The sequence below is a fragment of the Rhizocola hellebori genome, assembly GCF_016862955.1.
GTDB lineage: Bacteria > Actinomycetota > Actinomycetes > Mycobacteriales > Micromonosporaceae > Rhizocola > Rhizocola hellebori.
Genome location: NZ_BONY01000136.1, coordinates 1 through 17983 on the forward strand (window position 1 = coordinate 1; position 17983 = coordinate 17983).

At 67.8% G+C, this 17983-nt stretch carries 17 protein-coding genes; 9 read left to right on the forward strand and 8 right to left on the reverse strand.

The window, feature by feature from the left end:
* The first annotated feature begins 236 nt into the window (after positions 1–236).
* The gene (locus tag Rhe02_RS47540) at positions 237–1325 is read left to right on the forward strand and encodes an ABC transporter ATP-binding protein (RefSeq protein WP_203915189.1); all 1089 of its coding nucleotides are present in this window, start codon (positions 237–239) and stop codon (positions 1323–1325) included.
* A 66-nt stretch (positions 1326–1391) separates the two neighbouring features.
* Here the strand turns inward: Rhe02_RS47540 and Rhe02_RS47545 are convergent, their stop codons facing one another.
* Complete coding sequence (locus Rhe02_RS47545; RefSeq protein ID WP_203915190.1) at positions 1392–3179, reverse strand: hypothetical protein; 1788 nt, start codon at positions 3177–3179, stop codon at positions 1392–1394.
* A gap of 224 nt (positions 3180–3403) precedes the next feature.
* Here Rhe02_RS47545 and Rhe02_RS47550 point away from each other — a divergent pair, with 224 nt between their 5' ends.
* Positions 3404–5077 carry an NAD-binding protein gene (locus tag Rhe02_RS47550; protein WP_203915191.1) on the forward strand — a complete coding sequence of 558 codons (1674 nt, stop codon included), beginning with the start codon at positions 3404–3406 and terminating at the stop codon, positions 5075–5077.
* Here the strand turns inward: Rhe02_RS47550 and Rhe02_RS47555 are convergent.
* The gene (locus tag Rhe02_RS47555; RefSeq protein WP_203915192.1) at positions 5025–5612 is read right to left on the reverse strand and encodes a phospholipase A2; all 588 of its coding nucleotides are present in this window, start codon (positions 5610–5612) and stop codon (positions 5025–5027) included. The genes Rhe02_RS47550 and Rhe02_RS47555 overlap by 53 nt on opposite strands.
* A 60-nt stretch (positions 5613–5672) precedes the next feature.
* Positions 5673–6890: a DUF4032 domain-containing protein gene (locus Rhe02_RS47560; protein ID WP_203915193.1), complete on the reverse strand. Its 1218-nt coding sequence runs from the start codon at positions 6888–6890 to the stop codon at positions 5673–5675.
* A 72-nt stretch (positions 6891–6962) separates the two neighbouring features.
* Here Rhe02_RS47560 and Rhe02_RS47565 point away from each other — a divergent pair, with 72 nt between their 5' ends.
* From Rhe02_RS47565 to Rhe02_RS47575, 3 genes are read left to right on the forward strand one after another with little or no spacing between them, the layout of a single operon-like run.
* Positions 6963–8096, forward strand: coding sequence for a trypsin-like serine peptidase (locus Rhe02_RS47565; RefSeq protein WP_203915194.1), 1134 nt, complete (start codon positions 6963–6965; stop codon positions 8094–8096).
* A 9-nt stretch (positions 8097–8105) separates the two neighbouring features.
* On the forward strand, positions 8106–8771 hold the full coding sequence (locus Rhe02_RS47570) for a phosphatase PAP2 family protein (protein ID WP_203915195.1): 666 nt from the start codon (positions 8106–8108) through the stop codon (positions 8769–8771).
* A complete protein-coding gene (locus Rhe02_RS47575; RefSeq protein WP_203915196.1) occupies positions 8768–10030 on the forward strand; it encodes an APC family permease in 1263 nt (420 codons plus the stop codon). Before Rhe02_RS47570 ends, Rhe02_RS47575 begins: the two co-directional genes overlap by 4 nt.
* Here Rhe02_RS47575 and Rhe02_RS47580 read toward each other — a convergent pair.
* Genes Rhe02_RS47580 through Rhe02_RS47600 form a run of 5 tightly spaced genes read right to left on the reverse strand, consistent with a single transcriptional unit; the run spans position 10022 to position 14481 of the window.
* Positions 10022–10843 (reverse strand): class II fructose-bisphosphate aldolase, encoded by an 822-nt coding sequence (locus Rhe02_RS47580; protein WP_203915197.1) that lies wholly within the window; start codon positions 10841–10843, stop codon positions 10022–10024. The two genes, Rhe02_RS47575 and Rhe02_RS47580, sit on opposite strands and share 9 nt — an antisense overlap.
* The gene (locus Rhe02_RS47585; protein ID WP_203915198.1) at positions 10843–11670 is read right to left on the reverse strand and encodes a 1-phosphofructokinase family hexose kinase; all 828 of its coding nucleotides are present in this window, start codon (positions 11668–11670) and stop codon (positions 10843–10845) included. Before Rhe02_RS47585 ends, Rhe02_RS47580 begins: the two co-directional genes overlap by 1 nt.
* On the reverse strand, positions 11667–12749 hold the full coding sequence (gene nagA, locus Rhe02_RS47590) for an N-acetylglucosamine-6-phosphate deacetylase (protein WP_203915199.1): 1083 nt from the start codon (positions 12747–12749) through the stop codon (positions 11667–11669). Before nagA ends, Rhe02_RS47585 begins: the two co-directional genes overlap by 4 nt.
* The gene (locus Rhe02_RS47595) at positions 12746–13636 is read right to left on the reverse strand and encodes an ROK family protein (protein WP_275412702.1); all 891 of its coding nucleotides are present in this window, start codon (positions 13634–13636) and stop codon (positions 12746–12748) included. Before Rhe02_RS47595 ends, nagA begins: the two co-directional genes overlap by 4 nt.
* Positions 13633–14481, reverse strand: coding sequence for an SIS domain-containing protein (locus Rhe02_RS47600; RefSeq protein WP_203915200.1), 849 nt, complete (start codon positions 14479–14481; stop codon positions 13633–13635). The genes Rhe02_RS47595 and Rhe02_RS47600 overlap by 4 nt, the downstream gene beginning before the upstream one ends.
* Before the next feature lie 178 nt (positions 14482–14659).
* Between Rhe02_RS47600 and Rhe02_RS47605 the strand changes: the two genes are divergently transcribed.
* From Rhe02_RS47605 to Rhe02_RS47620, 4 genes are all read left to right on the forward strand, one after another.
* A complete protein-coding gene (locus tag Rhe02_RS47605; RefSeq protein ID WP_203915201.1) occupies positions 14660–15445 on the forward strand; it encodes a DeoR/GlpR family DNA-binding transcription regulator in 786 nt (261 codons plus the stop codon).
* 55 nt (positions 15446–15500) lie between these two features.
* Positions 15501–16478: an ABC transporter ATP-binding protein gene (locus tag Rhe02_RS47610; RefSeq protein WP_203915202.1), complete on the forward strand. Its 978-nt coding sequence runs from the start codon at positions 15501–15503 to the stop codon at positions 16476–16478.
* Positions 16475–17464, forward strand: coding sequence for an ABC transporter permease subunit (locus Rhe02_RS47615; protein WP_203915203.1), 990 nt, complete (start codon positions 16475–16477; stop codon positions 17462–17464). The genes Rhe02_RS47610 and Rhe02_RS47615 overlap by 4 nt, the downstream gene beginning before the upstream one ends.
* A 115-nt stretch (positions 17465–17579) precedes the next feature.
* A complete protein-coding gene (locus Rhe02_RS47620) occupies positions 17580–17966 on the forward strand; it encodes a DUF3263 domain-containing protein (protein ID WP_373320810.1) in 387 nt (128 codons plus the stop codon).
* Positions 17967–17983: the final 17 nt, after the last annotated feature.

Here is a 17983-nt window from a genome sequence, read left to right on the forward strand (position 1 = left end):
TTCCGCTTACAAGGCGGATGCTCTGCCAATTGAGCTAACCGGGCGATGCTGCGGAACATCGTACGCGGAGGTGGTGGCCGAGCCGAAATTGGCCCTCGTGCCCGGTTTGGCCGCTGGCCGGTACCAAATAGTGATCCTTAGGCTTGTCTACCTCGCCGGGCACGGCTACGTTGGCGGCGCACGACCTTTTACTCGGATCGTCCGGCACGTTCCTGCCGGTGGAAGGAAACACCCCTATGGCAACAGTTACGTATTCGCAGGCATCCCGGCATTATCCGGGCACTGACCGGCCGGCGGTCGACAAGCTCGACCTTGAGATTCGCGATGGCGAGTTCCTAGTGTTGGTCGGCCCCTCCGGTTGTGGCAAGTCCACCAGCCTGCGGATGCTCGCCGGTCTTGAGGACGTCGACAACGGCGCGATCTACATCAACGAGCGTGATGTCACGAACCTCCCGCCGAAGTCGCGAGACATCGCGATGGTCTTCCAGAACTACGCGCTCTACCCGCACATGACGGTCTACGAGAACATGGCGTTCGCGCTGAAGCTGCGCAAGACGCCCAAGTCGGAGATCGACGTCCGGGTGAAGAAGGCCGCGGCGATGCTGCAGCTGGAGGACTACCTTTCCCGCAAGCCGAAGGCGCTTTCCGGCGGTCAGCGTCAGCGTGTTGCCATGGGTCGCGCCATCGTGCGTGAGCCGCAGGTCTTCCTCATGGATGAGCCGCTTTCCAATCTTGACGCGAAGCTGCGCGTGCAGACGCGTTCTCAGATCGCCACGCTGCAGTCGCAGCTGGGCATCACCACCGTCTACGTGACCCACGACCAGGTCGAGGCCATGACGATGGGTCACCGGGTGGCGGTGCTCCTCGACGGTGTGCTTCAGCAGTGCGACACGCCGCGGGCGCTTTACGACACCCCGGCCAACGTCTTCGTCGCGGGCTTCATCGGCTCTCCGGCCATGAACATCAAGACCGTGACGCTGTCCGACGATGGTGGGATTTTCGGGCAGATGGTGCTGCCGCTGACCCGCGACCAGATCGCCAAGGCCCGCGAGGGCGGCGATGGCAAGGTGACCGTCGGTTTCCGTCCGGAGGACTGCCAGCTGGTTTCGGCCAGCGAGGGCGGCATGCCGATCGTGGTTGACCTGGTGGAAGACCTTGGTTCGGGTGCCAACGTCTACGGCCACACCGCGATCAACGGAAGCGAAGAGCGTTTCGTGGTCGCGACTGAGCGCCGGACTTCGGTGAACCTGGGCGATACCGTTTTCGTGAAGCCCCGCACCGATCACCACCACGCGTTCCACGCGACCTCGGGTGTGCGGATCTGATTTAGCTAGCGAACACCAGCGAGGGGTGGCAGCCGACCGGCTTCCACCCCTCGCTCTTTTGGTGTTTCAGGCGCTTTCGACGGGTACCAGACCAGCCAGCATCCCGATCACCGGCAACGCCTTGACCAGGCTGAGCGGCGTGTCCAGGCTGCCCATCAGCGGCAGTTCGCTGACCAGCGGGAGCTGGCGCACGAGCGTGCTGACGGGAAGGTTGCCCATGCCGCCGCCACCGGTCAGGTCACCGATGAGCGGCAGGGCCTCGACATCGCGGTACTCGGGGTCGGCCACGACCGGGCGGGCCGTCGCGGTCGGGGCGCGGTGCTTGCCGACGTGCGCGGCCTGACCTGCTTGACCGGACACCCCAGCCTGACCGGCTGGGCTGACCTGAGCCGCGACGCGGGCCTGGCCGGCGACCGTGGTGGTGGGCGTGGCTTTCGCCGGCCGCTGGGCAACCGGGCGGGCCTGAGCCTGCGCGGGCACCGCGACCGGGGCGGGCAGGGTCGCGGCCGGCGACTGGGTCAGACCGCCGAGCGGGCCCTGTGTCAAGCTTCCGAGCGGGCCTTGGGTCAAGCTTCCGAGCGGGCCTTGGGTCAGACCGCCGAGCGGGTCGCCCAGGCCGCCCTGGGTCAGGCCACCGAGCGGGCCCTGGGTCAGGCTGTTCAGCGGGCCCTTGGTCAGGCCACCGAGCGCGTCGCCCTGGCCCAGCTTGTTCAGCGGGGCGGTGATGCCGTCGAGGGCCTTGCCGATCAGGGGCAGCCCGCCGACCACGGGCAGGCTCGGGCCGTCGGCCTGGATGATGCCGGTGTTCAGCATCTTGCCGACGAGCGGGAGCCGATCGATGGTGCCGAGGTCGACCCCACCGCCCTTGGTGAGATCTCCGACCACGGGAAGGTTGTCGAAGAGGCTTCCGACCACAAGGAACTGCGAGAGCGGGCCACCCGGGCCGACCAGGGTTCCGACCACCGGAACGTCGCTGACGAGCGGCAGGCCTTCCTCGATGGACTCGGTCTGCACGCCGTTGGGCTCACCCGTCATCGCCTTCTGCGCCGCCGCGTCGGCGATCAGCGCGGAAACCATCGGGCCGGTCGCGTCGTTGACCTGGCGCGCGATCGCCGGGTCGAGGATGACGGGACGCTGGTTGGTGGTGTCCAGGTCGGTGCCGATCAGCGCCGGGTCCACGATGTCCGTGCTGGCGGGGCCGTCCGTGCCGAGGACGCCACCGTTGGCGGCGGCCAGGTCCTGCAACGCGGCAATGTCGAGGCCGGGCAGCACGTCGTCATCGGCGGCACTGTTACCGGCCAGGCCGCTGGTGAGCCCGCTGAGCGGGGCGCCGAGCGGGGTGCCGGCCAGGCCGCTGGTGAGCCCGCCAAGGGGGCCGTCGCCGCCGGTCAGGCCTCCGGTGAGTCCGCCGAGCGGGCCGTCACCACCGGTCAGGCCTCCGGTGAGTCCGCCGAGCGGGCCACCTCCGCCGGTGAGTCCGCCGGTGAGCCCGCCGAGCAGGCCACTTCCGCCGCTTCCGCCGGTCAGTCCGCCGGTAAGGCTTCCGACCAGGCCGGAGCTTCCGGATCCGCCGGTGAGTCCGCCGAGCAGGCCGCCGTTTCCGGCTGCGCCACCGATGAGGCCGAGGCCGGGCAACAGCTCTTCGCGCTGACCAGATGCGCTCTCGGTGTCGATCGACAGGCCGAGGTAGTGCTGGCCGCCGGTCGGCGTGAAGAGATCGGCCAGAAGCCCGCGCATCGCCTGCGGGTCGACTGTGGGCTTTGCTTCGCTAGCCGCCTCGGCGTGTGCGACGCCGCCGCTCAAAAGCAAGGCGCCGCTCGCCACGCCAACGGCACGGTACAACCACTTGTTCATAACCATCCATTCGATTGCTGACCGGTGCACCGGGTCCCGCGCAATCGCAGGGGGTGCATTCGTCCGATGGTTCAACGACCAAAAGGTGCAAATCGTCGCGCTTGGGATGGTTCGCGAGCACGTGGAGCGGGGTGGTATGCCGTGTCCGCCATCGATAGCATCCGGGGGTGTCTACGCCCCCTCAAGCGTCTCCGGCCTTTCCGCGCCCGCGTAGCGGGCACTTTGTGATAAACGGCGCGGACGGTCTCGCGTTCCGGCTCGCCGACCAGCTAAGCCGCCGCTATGCGGGCGACGTCGTGGTGCTCATGACCCAGGAGCAGCATCGGGTGGCGCGAGACTTCGGCGAACTGCCCCGCGTCGAGGTGGTAGTGGTGGAGCGGGTCGACGAGAAAGCGCTGCTGGAGGCCGATGTGATGGAGGCTTCCGCGCTGGCGCTGACCAACCAGGACGACGTCGCCAACATCCATGTCGGGCTGCAGGCGCGCGATATCGCCCCCAATCTCAAGCTGGTCATCCGGATGTACAACACGCGGCTCGGGCAGGCGATCGAAAGCCTGTTCACCGACTGCAAGGTGCTCTCCGATTCCGAGATCGCCTCGCCGGCGCTGATCGCGGTGACCCTGGACGAGGTGGCGGCCAACCCGGTGAAGATCGGCCGCCGCACACTGATCTCCGCCCGCCGCGACGCCGTCGACGCGCGGGACATCGTCTGTGGTCTGGCCGACACCAGCGCGCCTGGCAATCCTGCTTTGCTACCAGCCGATGCGGCGACCGCGAATCTGGTATTGGCCGAGGTGCGCAGCCCGCAAACACTGATCAACACGGTGGCGATAGGCCAGCCCGCGCCGAAGCGGCGGTGGCGTTTCGCGGCGGGCCGGGCCGTCATCCGTGCTCTGATCAGCAGGAAACTGGGCATCACCCTGCTCTTTGTGATCATGGTGCTGCTCGCTTCAGGCATAGGGCTCGCCCTGTCCGACGATCAGATCGGGGGCTGGGACAGCTTCTACCTGACCATGGTCAACGCGTTCGGCGGGCCGCAGGAAAGAGGCGACTTCAGCCGGCTGGAGCAGGTGCTGCAACTGCTCATGGGGGTCGCCGGGCTCACCCTCGTGCCGCTGGTCACCGCGCTGATCGTGGAGGGAATGGTCAACGCGCGGCTGGCGGTGGCCCAGGGCCGGCTCTTCCAGCCGCAGAGCGACCACATCGTGCTCGTCGGCCTGGGCGGTGTGGGCACGCGGATCCTGCGCCTGCTACACGATCGGGGCATCAAGGTGGTGGCGGTCGACTCCACCGAGACCGCCCGCGGTGTGCCGCTGGCACGTGAACTGGCCGTGCCGCTGCTGATCGGAGATGCGAGCCGGGAGACCACCCTGCGCCAGGCGGGGGTGGACCGCTGCAAAGCGATGATGACCGTGGCCAGCAACGACGTGATCAACCTTGAGGTCGCGCTGCAGGGAAGGCAGCTCAACCCGAAACTGCGGGTGCTGGTAAGGCTTTTCGACGACGACATGGCCAGGCGGGTGCGCCGGACCTTCGACCTCAAGCACACCCGAAGCGTTTCCTACGTGGCCGCGCCCGCGTTCGCCGAAGCGATGATGGACCGGGAGGTGGTGGGGATCATCTCGGTCGAGCGCCGGGTGCTGCTGCTCGCCGAGATCGTCGTGGCCGCGGGATCGTCACTGGACGGGTCCGTCATCTCGCAGACCGATGAGCCGGGCGAGGCGCGTGTGATCGCGCTCACCGAGCTGGGCGAGCCGCGTCCACTTTGGAATCCGCCCGGCGCGCGGAGCGTGAAGGCCCTGGACACGCTGACCGTGGTCTGCACCCGGGACGGGCTGAGCCGGCTCAGCCGCCGAAATCGCCCCGCCGACGTGCTAGAAGCCGGATCCGTTGCCTGACTCCCACCCCGAGACCGATCAACGCGAGCAGACATAGGCCGACGGTGCGGGTCATGCCGGAAGCGTCGACCGGTGGCCCGGAAAGCTGTCGCCACGAATTGAAGCCGACCGCGGCAGAGAAGACGGTCACTGTCGCGTCGCAGGTTGCGGCCGAGGAATCGGCGTGGCATTGGGTGTGCAGATCCTGGGTCAGCTGCGCGTCGAGCTGCGAGCGGGCGGCGCCGGGAAGCGTCTGGCCCTTGCGCTGCGCGTAGCGAAGCAGGTCGTAGCCGAAGTCGTGGGCCTGGCAGGCCACGGCGAAGTCGAACGGGCGGCCCTCGCCGGGCACAGAGCAGGAGCCGGTCGGGTTAATCATTCTTTGGGTACCGTCGGCCAGCCGCCCCACCGCAGGGGTGTAGCCCATGACCCGCGCGAAGTCCGCCGGAGCGGCGTGCAGATCGAAGGTGGTGGCGTTGGCGCTGCTCGGTGGGGCGGCAACGGTCAACGCCGCCGCGACACCGGCCGCGAGCACGGCAAGGCGCAGGGGCCAGCGCATCGTTGCGCACCTCCGGGGGCAGGTCCACGATCTGGGGGGCTGCCCAAGGTACCCGACAAATCAGTCGTCTTCCGGGTCAAAGCCAAGAATTGCCTGTTCGTCGGGTCGATGGATCAGGACATCGGCCAGGAACGACTGGACCGCGGGGGCCAGCCCCACATCCCGCCCCGCCTGTTCGGACAGCTTCCAGCGATGCTCGATGACCTGTACGAACAGCTCGGGCGGCTCAAGTTTTCCGCGAAGATTCGCCGGGACCGCCCGGATGACCGGGTAGAAGACCTCGGTGAGCCACCTGTGTGCCGCCTGTGCCTCGTCCGGCAGGTCGGACTCGGCGCGGTAGGCGTCGAGATCGTTGAGCAGGGCTCGGGCCTGATTCTCCTCGGCGTCCAGCCCGGTGACCCGCAACAGGCGGCGGCTGTGGTGACCGGCGTCTACCACCTTGGGGCGCATGCTCACCCGGCGCTCGCCGTGATCCTCGGTGACCGACATGGCCACCTCCTCCACGTCGAAGCCGAGCTCGTTGAGGCGGCGGATGCGCTTGTCCATCTGCCTTCGGGCGTCGGTCTCCACCGCCTGCTCGAAGGTCAGCTCGTGCCACAGCGTCTCGTAGCGCCGCACCACTTCATCGGAAACCTGTTCCGGGTCAACGCTTTCGTGCAGCAGCCCGGCTGCCTGCAGGTCGAGCGCCTCGCCGAAGATGTTGGTGCGCGCGATTTCCAGGTCTTCGCTGCGCTGGCCCGGCGACAGGCGCAGGTGCAGCGCGCCGGTCTCGGCGTCGACCAGGTAGGCGGCGAAGGCCCCGGCGTCGCGGCGGAACAGCGTGTTGGAAAGCGAGCAGTCGCCCCAGAAGAAGCCGAGCAGATGGAGGCGGACCAGGAGGGCGGCCAGGGCATCGAGCAACCGGTCGAGGGTCTGCGGGCGCAGGGTGTGCGAGAAGAGCGCCCGGTAGGGCAGCGAGAACTGAAGGTGCCTCGTGATCAGGACCGGTTCGAGGTCGTTGACGCGATCCGCGACGATCGCGACCGCTTCGACAGCGGGGGCGTCGAGTCTTTCCAGGGCGCGCAGGAGGTCGTACTCGCGTTCGGCGATCTTCTCGCGCGTCTCCTTGACCGCGTAGACCGTGCCCTGGAGCTTGACGAATCGCACGACGTGCCGGGAGATGCCTTGCGGGAGCGCGACGAGGTGGTCGGCGGGCCATTCTTCCAGCGGGGTGGACCAGGGCAGGTCGATGAGCGCCGGATCAACGAGGGCGGAGGTGATGCGCACGGGGTACAGCATGACCGTTTAGATGAACCACTGCATCAACGCGTGGGTCGTTACACATGCGTGCGACGGACAATCATTTGGATCATGGGTGCGGTAACCACATTGGCCCTGGCCACGGCGGCTGGTGCGGCGGTCATGAGCGCGCCGGCGGGGCAGCCCGAGACGAAGAGCACAGGCAGCGCCGAAGCCGGCCGGGTGGAACGCGTCGATAAGAAGGTCAACTATCTAGACGGTCAAAGCAGCGCGACCTTCCACTATCCGGGCGCCGAGTACATCAAGGTCCACTTCGCGGGTCTGCTGTTGCTTCCCGGTGACTTCCTGACCGTCAGCAACCCCGACGGCACCGAGGAACATCGGGTCACCCGGGCAGGGTGGGCGATGTCGGTCACCGGCGAGACCGCCCAGGTTCAGCTCCATCGCACCAACCTGCTCAGCGATGTGGTGGCCCAGCTGGGCGTCACCATCGACCAGGTTTCCCGCGGCTTCACCGAGCGCGAGCGCGAGGAGGTCGCGAAGCGGTCGCGCGAGCGCAAGAACCGCGAGGAATCCGTGTGCGGCAACGACGAGAAGCTCGACGCGGTCTGCTACAAGAGCACCGATCCCGTGCTGTACAAGCGATCCAAGGCGGTGGCCCGCCTGCTCATCAAGGGAACCGAGCTGTGCACCGGGTGGCGGGTCGGCGCGCTGAACCGGATGATGACCAACTTCCACTGCATCGGCAGCGCCGAGGAGGCGGCCGATACCGAAGTCTGGTTCAACTACCAGTGCGCGGAGTGCGGCGGCTACGACGTGTTCCGGCCCACCAAGGTGTGGCTCAGCGAGGTCCTGGCGAGCAACAGCACGCTCGACTACACCCTGTTCTCGGTCAGCAGCTTCGAGCTGATCCAGAAGTTCGGCTATCTGGAGCTGGACGTGCGCCGCCCCGGACAGGGCGAGGAGCTCTACATCCCGCAGCACCCGACCGGGGCGCCCGCGATGATCGCGCTCACCAGCGACCAGGACGCGGCCGGCAACTGTGCGGTGCAAAACCCGGCCTACGACGGGTACGACACCGACACCGACGTCTCCTACTACTGCGACACCGAGGGCGGCTCCTCGGGATCGCCGGTGCTGTCGAGGTCCACGAACAAGGTGGTGGCGTTGCACCACTTCGGGGGCTGCCCCAACTCCGGGGTGAGGATGGAACGGATCTTTACCGAAATTCAGAGCCTGATCTAACCTTGGCGAGTGTATTTCCGGTTCCGGGGTGGTTGGTGGCAAGAGGCCACGCTCGTTGGCCTCTTCATCCTCATCACTCTGAGCGTGGCGCAGGGCTGGACCCATGGCCTCGACGAGGCGGTGCGCGCGTTCTGCCGGGATCACCAGGTCACGTTGCTGCGCTGGGCCACGATCGGGCTCAACAAGCTGGGCCAGGGCGTGGTGGTCGCCTGGATTCTCGGCTTCGGCCTCTCCGTGCTGCTGTGGTGGCGTAAGCGCCGCTGGCAGGTTTTCCTGCCGTGGGCGGTGGCCTTCTTCCTCACCTATGTGACGCTAGGCCCGCTCAAAATCTGGACCATGCGCACCTCGCCCAACAGCACGCTGCCCAATGCGGTGGAGTTCTTCAACCACGAGGCGCTGCTGCCGCCCGACAGCTACGCGATGGGCTACCCCTCCGGACACGTCGTCAACTCCATCGTCTGGTGGGGGGTGATCACCCTGCTGGCCAGCCGGCTCTGGGAGATCCCGATGCGCTGGCAATGGGTGATGCGGGTGGCGCCACCGGTCATCGTGCTCTGCACCACCACCTATCTCGGCCACCATTGGCTCACCGATGGTATGGCTGCGGTCACGGTGGGTCTGCTGCTCGATCGGCTGATCCATCGCTTCCGATGGGAAGTCATACTTCCCCGGTGACCACACTTGCTCGTCGGCTCAACCTCTTTGACGCTGTGGCGATCGGGCTCGGCTCGATGCTCGGGGCCGGTGTCTTCGTCGTTTGGGGACCGGCCGCCGACGAGGTGGAAAGCGCTGCCGCGCTTTACCTGGCACTGGCGCTTGCCGCTCTGGTCGCAGCCTGCAACGCCACCAGTTCGGCGCGGCTTGCTGCCCGGTACCCAGAAAGTGGCGGCACTTATGTCTATGGGCGGGAACGGCTCGGCCCATTCGCGGGATTCGTCGCCGGGTGGAGTTTCGTGATCGGCAAGACGGCCAGCTGCGCGGCCATGGCGCTGACTATCGGCGTCTATCTGTGGCCGGAGCACGCCCGGCCCATCGCGGTCGCCGCGGTGGTCCTGCTGACCGCGGTCAACCTGTTCGGCATCACCAAAACCGCCGCCATGACCAAGGTTCTCGTGCTGGTGACGCTGGTGGTGCTGGCGCTGGTGGTGTTCGCGGGATTCTTCCCGCAGCCGGCGCATGCCTATTTGGAGCTGTTCGTCGACACCGGTGCGGCCGAGCCAGCACCCGGAGGCGCGCTGACTGCGGCCGGGCTGCTCTTCTTCGCCTTCGCCGGCTACGCGCGGATAGCCACCCTGGGCGAGGAGGTCGTGGAGCCGGAAAGGACGATCCCGAGGGCGATCCCGATCGCCCTCGGTGCGGTGCTGGGCATCTACGTCGTGATCGCCTGGACATGTGTCAAAGTCCTTGGCGTCGAAGGCATGGCAAGCTCCCTCGATCCGCTCGCCGAGGTGGCGAGCCGCGCCCAGTGGGAAGAGCTCGCCATCGTCGTGCGCATCGGAACGGCGATCGCGGTGTGCGGAGTGTTGCTCAGCCTGATCGCCGGGATCGGCCGCACCACTCTGGCCATGGGCCGCCGCGCCGACCTGCCCAGCAAACTGGCCAGCGTCCATCCAAAGTGGAGGACCCCGTGGCTGGCCGAGCTGACCGTGGCGGCGGTGGTGATCGCGGTGGTGTCGCTGGCCGACGTGCGGCACGCGATCGGCTTCTCGTCGGTGACCGTGCTGATGTACTACGCCATCACCAACCTCTCCGCGCTCACCCTCAACGGCGGCTGGATCGCCAAAATCGTTGCCGCAGTGGGGCTCGTGGGCTGCGTGCTGCTCGCGGTCAGCCTCCCGGTGGCGACGGCTCTCACCGGCGCCGCCGTGCTCGCCCTCGGCGCACTGGCCTACGCCTGGCGCCACCGACCCGCCAGCCCGTCGGGGTCAGGCTGATACGAGTTTGAGGAAGTGGGCGACCGTGGTGGCCATGGCGTCGCGGGCGGGGCCTAGGTATTTGCGGGGGTCGACGTGGTGGCCGATGGATGAGCGGACCTGGCCGGTGAAGGCGACGTTGAGCGCTGTGCCGACGTTGATTTTGCGCAGGCCGCCCGCCACCGCCCGGCGCAGCTCGTCGTCGCCGACGCCGGAGGAGCCGTGCAGCACCAGCGGAACGGGGACGGCTTCGGCGAGCGCGGCGATGAGCGAGTGGTCCAGCAGGGCGGAGCGGCTGGTCATCGCGTGGGAGGAGCCGACCGCGACGGCGAGCGCGTCAACTCCGGTGGCGGCGACGTAGCGGGCCGCCTGGGCCGGATCGGTGCGCGCGCCGGGGGCGTGAGCGCCGTCCTTGCCGCCCACCTCGCCCAGCTCGCTTTCCAGCCACAGCCCGTGGTGGCGGGCGAAATCGGCGGCGGATCGGGTGGCCGCCACGTTCGCGTCGTAGTCCAATGTGGACGCGTCGAACATGACGGAGGAGAACCCGTGCTGGGGCGCTTCCTCAAGCAGGGAACGGGATTCCACATGGTCGAGATGGAGCGAGCAGTCCACCAAGGCGGTCCTGGCCACTGCGGCGGCCGCGGCCGCGATGGGGCCGATCCGGCCGCCGTGGAACTTCACGGCATTCTCGCTGATCTGCAGGATCACCGGCAGCCCGGCCGCCTCGGCGCCGGCGACGATGGCCTCGGCGTGTTCCAGAGTGATGACGTTGAAGGCGCAGATCCCGCCGCGCGCAGTGGCTCCGACCAGGGAACCGGTGGGCACGAGCGGCATCAGGACTCCTCAACAACGATGTCGGGCAAGAGCTTGTGGTAAAGGTCGAGGTCCACCTGGCCTGCGACCGGAGTCGCCACCGCGGCCGCGGAAAGGGCTGCCGCGTCGCGGATCAGGTCCGGCCACTGTGTTTTCAGCAGCAGGCCGCGCGCGAGAGCGGCGACGCAGGCGTCCCCGGCGCCGGTCGGGTTGCCCGCCACCGCGTAGGGTGGCCGCGCATGCAGCCCGCAGGCTCGCAACCCTTGTGCCCCAAGCGATTGAACCACGGTGGTCGGGCCGCTGGCAGGCCCGCGTCCGTCGAGTTCGGCGAACTCGGCCGCGTTGGGTTTGATGATGTCCGGGTTGGCCAGCAGGCCCAGGCGCAGGGCCGGGCCGGAGGTGTCGAGGATGGTGGCGCAGCCCGCGTGCCGGGCCAGCCCGATCAGCGAGGCGTAGGCGTGGTCGGGCAGGCCGGTGGGCAGCGACCCGGCGAAGACCACGACCCGGGCATCGCTCAGCAGGGTGGCGTAGTGGTCGACGAAGTCGGCCCATTCCTCGGGGGTGACCGAGGGACCGGGTTCCCAGAAGCCGGTCGCCTCCCGCCCATCGGCGACCACCACCGTTCGGCGCGGCGGCGCGGCGATGGGGGCGAACAGCGGCGGGCCATCGCGCAGCAGGCCGGTGCTCTGCGCCGGGACGCCAAGCTGTGCGAGCACCGAGGCGACATTGATTCCCTTGCCGCCCAAGCGTTCGTCCACCCTGGCGACGCGATGGGTCTCGCCGGGGACGAGCGAGGCGACGTGGTAGGTGACGTCGATCGCGGGATTCAGGGTGACGGTCAGGATCACTGGGGCAACCCGCCTCGCACCACGCCGGTCACCTTCAGCTCCTCGTCCAGCAGCACGAGATCGGCATCGCAGCCGACGGCCAGCCGCTTGTCCAGGCCGAGCACCCGGGCCGGAGTCGTGGCGGCCATCATCGCGACGTCGGCCATGGACAGGCCGGCTCCCACCGCTTGCCGCACCGCGGCCGCCATGGTCAGTGTGCTGCCCGCGATCGAGCCGTCCCGTTGCAGGCGAGCCACTCCACCGGCGACGACAACGGCTTGGCCGCCGAGATCGTAGTCGCCGTCGGGCATTCCGGCCGCGGCCATGGCATCGGTGATGAGCGCGGCGCGCGCCGCCCCGGCGCTGTGCGCGGCGAAGGCGAGCGTGCCATCGTGCAGGTGAACCCCATCGGCCACCAGCTCGCACACCACCTGTGGCGAGTCGAGCAGCGCGACGACGGGGCCTGGCTCGCGATGGTTGACCGGCCGCATCCCGTTGAACAGGTGGGTGGCCACGGTCGCGCCGGCGGCGACGCCCGCGGTCACCTGCTCGTAGGAGCCGTCGGTGTGGCCGATCGCGGCGACAATGCCGTGCTCGCGCAGCAGCGCGATGGCTTCCAGCGCGCCGTCGCGCTCGGGTGCGATGGTCACCATCCGCAGTGTGCCGTTGGCCAGCTTGACCAGCTCGGTCAGCTCGCTCGGGTTGGGGTCGCGCAGGAACGCCGGATTCTGTGCGCCGCAACGGATGTGGGAGAGATATGGGCCCTCGAAGTGCACACCGGCGAGGACACCTTCGGCGACGAGAGGGGCGAAGGCTTGCAGCGCTTCGGCCATCACCTCGAACGGTGAGGAGACCAGGCTGGCGAGCATCGTGGTGGTGCCATGGCGCAGGTGGAAGGCGGCCGCGCCGCGCGCCTGTGCCGCGTCGCCGGTGGTAAAGGTGTGACCGCCGCCGCCGTGGGTGTGGATGTCCACAAAGCCGGGCAGGATCCATTGCGCCTCGGCTTTGCCTTTGCGGATCGCGACTATCTTTCCGTCCGCAATGGACAGTGAACCCTCCACGATGCCGGTGGGGGTGACGATCCGGCCGGAGATCCTCATGACAACAGCTCCAGGGCGAGCAGGGCGGCACCCAGACAACCGGCTTCGTCGCCCAATTTGGCTTTTACTATTTCGGGTACCCGATGAAAGCTGGCCTTCTCCGAAAGCGCAGCCCGAAGCGGGGCGAGCAGTGTCTCACCCGATTCGGCGAGCCCGCCGCCAATGATGATCAGCTCGGCATCGTAAAGCGCTTGTCCGGTAAGCAATCCGTCGGCCAGGGCGTCAACAGTCTCGCGCCAGACCTGAGCGGCATGGGGATCGGTGTCGATCCGCGCGGAAACCTCGGCTGCGGTAAGGGTGCTCGCGGCCAGCTCGGCGTAGCGCCTTTCCACGGCCGACGCCGACGCCACCGCCTCCAGACAGCCGATGAGCCCGCACCCGCATTTGGGCCCGCCCGGACGGACCACGATGTGCCCGATCTCGCCCGCGGCCCCATGGGCACCGCTGGCGACAATTCCGTTGACCACGTGTGCCGCCGCTATTCCGGTGCCGATGGGCATCACGAGCACCTGCGCGCGGCCCTTGCCGGCGCCCAGCCGCGCCTCGGCCAGACCGCCCGCCCGCACGTCATGGCCGAGGGTCGCGGCTATCCCGAGCCGGCCCTGCAACAGGTCTCGCAGCGGGACGTCGCGGAAACCGACGTTGGAGGAGTAGCGAGCGACGCCGTTCACCTCATCGATTACGCCCGGCACCACCACCCCGATGGCCTCGGCGTCGCCGCGCGCGGCCAGCCCGGCCGCCACGTCGACGATGGTCTGCACCACCGCTTCCGGGCCGCGTTCGCGACCGGTGGCGTGGCGCTCGGTGTGCAGCACCCGGTGAGCGGAGTCAACCAGCGCGCATTTCATGCCGGTGCCACCGACGTCGATAGCGATCACGGTGCTCACCCGAGCACCACCGAACGGGTCAGGTTGCGCGGCGCGTCCGGGTTGAGCCCCTTGTGCTCGGCGAGGGCTATCGCGAAGCGTTGCGCGACAATCAGTCCGGCCATCGGGTCCAGGTCGGCGTGGCTTACGAAAGCCGCACCGGTCTGGGCGACGTCTTCTTCCAGCCCGGCCGGCACCTCGCCGAGGGTCCAGACCGCGCGGCCGGGGGCGCTGATGGAGATCGGCCCGTGCCGGAAGTCCATCGCCGGGTAGGACTCGGCCCAGAAGACCGCCGCCTCGCGGCATTTGAGCGCGGCCTCGTGGGCGAGCCCCACCGTCCAGCCGCGGCCGAGGAAGGTCACCTCCTCGGTCTCGGCGAAGGCCGGAAGCTCGACTGTCAAAGCCTTCTCGGCGTCGGCGACGGCCTGGCTCAGGTCTTCACCGAGCGAGGCCCGCAGCAGGGCCAGGGCGCTGGTGGCGAAGCGGGTCTGGACCACAGATCTCTCGTCGGCCCAGGGCAGCGCCACGACATTGGGCGCGGCCGCGGCCGGGCTTTCCTCGTCGCCGAGGATGACCGTGTCCGGGTTGAGCGCCAGGACCTCGGTGGTGGTTCCGGATCGGGTAATGGCCACCACGCGATCGTAGGAGCGGGATCGGGGAAACTCCGAGGCGGCGAAGGCGTCGGTTTCGCCATGGCCGGCCGCTTCGCGCAGCGCGGCGTAAGCCATCGCCATGAACCAAGAGGTGCCGCAACCGACGACGGCCACCCGCTGCCCGGGCCGGGGGAGCTTCGCTAGCTCAGGGTGAGCGGCCGCGCGCCGCCAGGACTCAGGCTGGCTGGCTATCTCGTCGGCGACGTAGGTCATCCCTCAGCTCCCATGCGCGTATCGGTTCGAAAGTCGGTGTTTTCGCGCGCTATTCTGCGCGACGCCAAGAAGTGTGGGCAACCTTCGCGCAGGACTAAGCTTTGCATGCTCGGGTTTCGCGCACTACTGTGCAGCAAACGCGCAGGAGCTGAGCGTCAAGTCGATTGAAAGAGGCGTCTTGGACCGGTATACCCGCTGGAACGCGCTGCTGGAGCTGCTCACCGACTCGGGCAGAGTCACCGTGGAGGATGCGGCGGAGCGGCTCGACGTGTCGCAGGCAACCATCCGCCGGGACTTCGATCAGCTCGCCCAGCAACAGATGATCACGCGTACCCGTGGTGGCGCGGTGGCCAACGGCGTCTCCTACGACCTGCCGCTGCGCTACAAGACCGCCAAGCATTCCGCGGAGAAACAGCGGATCGGGACGGTCGCGGCGGCGTTGGTGAGCCCGGGAATGGTGGTCGGGCTCAACGGCGGCACCACCACCACCGAGGTGGCGCGGGCGCTGGCGGTGCGTCCGGAGCTGAACTCCACCACCGATGGCGCCCAGCTGACCGTGGTGACCAACGCCCTGAACATCGCCAACGAGTTGCTCGTGCGCTCGCGGATGAAGGTGGTCGTCACCGGCGGGGTGGTCCGGCCGCAGAGCTTCGAGCTGGTCGGCCCCCTAGGCGGGGGCATCCTGCGTGAGGTGACCCTCGACCTGGCATTGCTAGGTGTCGATGCGATCGACGTCGCGCTGGGGGCGGCCGCCCATCACGAGGGCGAGGCCGCGATGAACTCGCTCATGGTCGCGCGGGCCAAACGGGTCGTCATCATTGCCGACTCGTCCAAACTGGGCAGCCACGCGTTTGCCCGGATCTGTCCCGTTGAGCGGGTAGAAACCCTGGTCACAGATGGTGGAGCCGACCCTGCTACGGTCGGCGCCTTCCGTGCCGCGGGCATCAAGGTGATCGTGGCCTGAAATCTTCACGGTTTCGGGACACCTGAATTTGTGCATACCGAGTATGGTGCTCGCTATGACGTCCGTATTGGAGATCAACGGCCTGCGGAAGACGTACCGGGCGCGCGGTGGTCCCCGCCGCGCGCTTGACGGCTTCGACATGCATGTGGATGCCGGCCAGGTGCACGGCTTCCTTGGGCCTAACGGGTCCGGTAAAACAACCACTTTGCGCACCCTGCTCGGCCTGATTCGTGCTGACGCTGGCGAGATGCGAATCCTCGGCCAGCCCATCCCCGATGCCTTGCCTCAGGTGGTGGCCCACGTCGGGGCGATCGTGGAGAGCCCGCAATTCTTCGGCAACTTCACCGCGCGCGACACCCTCTCCCTGCTTTGCGACGCGGGCAACCTGCCCCAGACGCGGGTGGACTGGGCCTTCGAACTCGTCGGCCTCCGCGAGCGGGCACAGGACAAGGTCAAGACCTACTCCTTGGGCATGAAGCAGCGGCTGGCGGTGGCCTCCGCTCTGCTCAAGCAGCCGAAGCTGCTGATCCTCGATGAGCCGGCCAACGGTCTGGACCCGGGCGGCATCCGTGAGATGCGGGAGATGATGGCGACGCTGTCGGCCGGCGGAATGACCGTCGTGCTGTCGAGCCACATCCTCAGTGAGATCGAAATCATCTGTGACAACGTGACCATCATTTCCCTGGGCCGCCGGGTGGCCTCCGGCCCGGTGTCAGAGGTGCTCGCCGCCTACTCGACCGGCCAGGTGAAGGTCGCCTTCGAAGCACAGACCGACCTCACCGCGGCCGCGCAGGTGTTCACCGGTGCGGGAATTGCGTTCCAGCAGACCAACGGTCACCTCGTGGTGTCCGGAGTGGACAAACCTGCCACCATCTCGCGTCTGCTGGCCGAGCGCCAGCTCTATGTGTCGGAGCTGACCCCGGTCGGCGTGGACCTCGAAAGCGTCTTCCTCGAGCTGACCGGGACTGCCCCGGTCCCCGGCCAGCACCGCTCGGTGGATGACAGTGTCAAGGTGGAAGGTGCTCAGTCATGAGTCTTGTCAGGGCGGAACGCCGCCGCTTCATCAAGCGCCGCTTGACCATCTGGATGGTCGTGATCGGGGTCTTGATCCTTGGCGCGGTCATCACCGGCTTCGCGCTCACCCACGAGAAGCCGACCGCAGCCACCCTCGCCGCCGCGGAAGCCGCGGCCGAGCGTGACTACAAGGAACAGACCTTGATGTTCGAGCGCTACAAGGCCGAATGCGAGGCGAACGCGGGCACCGACGCTGCCATGAAATGCCAAGGCCCCGAACGTGAATGGTTCAAGGCCGAGCATTACATGCCGCCGCAGTTCAACTTCAAGGAGATGTTCGGCGAGACGCTCATCGTCTGGGCCGCCATCACCGCGATGGTCGGGTTCGTGCTCGGCGCCACGTTTGTGGGAGCTGAATGGAGCTCCGGCTCGATGATGAACCTGCTGACCTGGCGGCCAAGGCGGATGAACGTGCTGGGGACCAAGCTCGGCGTGGCGCTGGGCTGGATGACCGTGGTCGGCGTGGTCACCTTCGGGCTGTGGGGCGGCGCCCAATACATCCTGGGCAAGACCTCCGGTACCACCGCCGGAATGACCCCTGGCACATGGCAGTCCTTCGGGCTCACCGGACTGCGCGGAGTGGCCATGATCCTGGCCTTCACCGCGCTCGGCTTCGGCCTGGCCTCGCTCGGCCGCCACACCGCGCTGGCCCTGGGCGTCGCCATAGCCGTGGTCATCGTGGGCCAGATCGGCCTCGCCATAGTCCTGCAGATGGCCAATGTGAAGTTCGCCGAGGCCTATCTGATCCCGGTCCATATGTACACATGGCTCAACAAAGAGGTCACCCTCCAGGACTTCTCGGGCCAAGTGACCTGTGATCAGAACGGCTGTGACGCGCCTGAACTGATCCTGAGGTACACCAGCACCGGCTACGTCGCACTCGGCGTCATCGCCGTGGTCCTGGCCCTCGCCTTCGTCTCCATGCGCAAACGCGACGTTGCTTAAATTCTGACGGGGGTGACGAAACCCCTAGCGCATCTATGGCGCTGGGGGTTTCGTTGATCTATGTGCTGGCAATAGACTCGATGGACAGCCGGGGAGGTGGGACAAAGTGGAGCAAATTCACCAGCGCAAGCGCCATCAGCACGAGCTTGGTGAAACGCTCAAGACCACTTCGCCCCAGGCGATCCCGGCCCAGCAGCGCCGGCTGATCGATGATGAAGTCGATACCGATCTGGCCGCCAAGGCTGTTCCCACCGCGGTTCCGGTGGCGCCGGATCGGCTGTCCGAACGCGAGCAGAGCATTCTCGACTTCGAGAAGCAGTGGTGGCGGCACGCGGGTTCGAAGGAGCAGGCGATCCGCGATCGGTTCGAGCTTTCCGGCACGCGTTACTACCAGATCCTCAACGGTCTGCTCGACAAGCCCGCCGCGCTTGAGCATGACCCCGTGCTAGTGGGCCGGCTGCGCCGCCTTCGCGGCAGCCGCGCCCGCGCCCGCGGCCGCTGAATCCCCGCGCTGCCCGC

What these genes read in the sequence shown, in the direction of transcription:
- Rhe02_RS47610 (WP_203915202.1), top strand. Translation starts at nt 15,501, where the DNA reads ATGACGTCCGTATTGGAGATCAACGGCCTGCGGAAGACGTACCGGGCG.
- Rhe02_RS47580 (WP_203915197.1), bottom strand. Translation starts at nt 10,843, where the DNA reads ATGCCGCTCGTGCCCACCGGTTCCCTGGTCGGAGCCACTGCGCGCGGC.
- Rhe02_RS47545 (WP_203915190.1), bottom strand. Translation starts at nt 3,179, where the DNA reads ATGAACAAGTGGTTGTACCGTGCCGTTGGCGTGGCGAGCGGCGCCTTG.
- Rhe02_RS47555 (WP_203915192.1), bottom strand. Translation starts at nt 5,612, where the DNA reads ATGCGCTGGCCCCTGCGCCTTGCCGTGCTCGCGGCCGGTGTCGCGGCG.
- Rhe02_RS47560 (WP_203915193.1), bottom strand. Translation starts at nt 6,890, where the DNA reads ATGCTGTACCCCGTGCGCATCACCTCCGCCCTCGTTGATCCGGCGCTC.
- Rhe02_RS47565 (WP_203915194.1), top strand. Translation starts at nt 6,963, where the DNA reads ATGGGTGCGGTAACCACATTGGCCCTGGCCACGGCGGCTGGTGCGGCG.
- Rhe02_RS47540 (WP_203915189.1), top strand. Translation starts at nt 237, where the DNA reads ATGGCAACAGTTACGTATTCGCAGGCATCCCGGCATTATCCGGGCACT.
- Rhe02_RS47600 (WP_203915200.1), bottom strand. Translation starts at nt 14,481, where the DNA reads ATGACCTACGTCGCCGACGAGATAGCCAGCCAGCCTGAGTCCTGGCGG.
- nagA (WP_203915199.1), bottom strand. Translation starts at nt 12,749, where the DNA reads ATGAGGATCTCCGGCCGGATCGTCACCCCCACCGGCATCGTGGAGGGT.
- Rhe02_RS47615 (WP_203915203.1), top strand. Translation starts at nt 16,475, where the DNA reads ATGAGTCTTGTCAGGGCGGAACGCCGCCGCTTCATCAAGCGCCGCTTG.